The sequence below is a fragment of the Nocardia sp. BSTN01 genome (genome assembly GCF_015354405.1).
Classification (GTDB): domain Bacteria; phylum Actinomycetota; class Actinomycetes; order Mycobacteriales; family Mycobacteriaceae; genus Nocardia.
Genome location: NZ_JADKYP010000165.1, coordinates 1 through 876, shown reverse-complemented (window position 1 = coordinate 876; position 876 = coordinate 1). Strand labels below are relative to the sequence as shown.

Here is an 876-nt window from a genome sequence, read left to right as displayed (position 1 = left end):
ATCCCCGGCTCCATCAACGTGCCGTGGAGCAAGGCCGCGAACGAGGACGGCACCTTCAAGTCCGACGAGGAACTGGCTGCCCTGTACAAGGAAGCGGGCCTCGACGGCGAGAAGGAGACCATCGCCCTGTGCCGCATCGGTGAGCGTTCGTCGCACACCTGGTTCGTGCTGCAGGAGCTGCTGGGCCACAAGAACGTCAAGAACTACGACGGGAGCTGGACCGAATACGGCTCCCTCGTCGGTGTACCGATCGAGTTGGGAGCGTAAATAGATATGTGTGCAGCACCTACCCAGGGTCAGGCCCTTCCGGCCAATGTCGACACCGAGAAGGAGACCGTCCTCACCGGACGCGTCCTCGATGCGGACGGTAACCCGGTAGGCGGCGCCTTCGTCCGCCTGCTGGACTCGAGCGACGAGTTCACCGCCGAGGTCGTGGCCTCCGGCACCGGTGATTTCCGCTTCTTCGCCGCGCCCGGCACCTGGACCGTCCGGGCCCTGTCGTCGGCCGGCAACGGTTCGGCCAAGGTCAGCCCCGAAGGGGCGGGCGTCCACAACGTCGACGTGAGCGTCGCCAAGTAACACCGACGCGGAGCGTCGCCGGCAGGCGCCGGAAAACTGCGCTCATCGCACGCGAACGGCCCCGGGATACGTTTTCCCGGGGCCGTTTTCGTCTTCGCCGAGCGGGTCGTTAAACTCCGATATGTGGTCTTAACCTTCGAGATTCTGCTGGTCATCTGCTCCGTGCTGATCGCCTGGTTCGGGCTGTACGTCCTCTACCGGCTCTTCACCGAGTCGTGACCGATTCGGCGAGCGAGAACGTCGAAAACGCAGCGACCAACGGTCACGCCTCACAGGCGCACGCCGAGGGCCGTGAGC

At 64.8% G+C, this 876-nt stretch carries 2 protein-coding genes; both read left to right on the top strand.

What is annotated here, in order from left to right; genetic code table 11:
- Window positions 1-267 (top strand): sulfurtransferase (locus IRT45_RS36350; protein WP_255535659.1); only part of this gene is annotated, 267 nt, incomplete at its 5' end.
- Window positions 268-273: 6 nt separating this feature from the next.
- Window positions 274-579 (top strand): DUF1416 domain-containing protein, encoded by a 306-nt coding sequence (locus IRT45_RS36345; protein WP_194810268.1) that lies wholly within the window; start codon window positions 274-276, stop codon window positions 577-579.
- The last annotated feature ends 297 nt before the right edge of the window (window positions 580-876 follow it).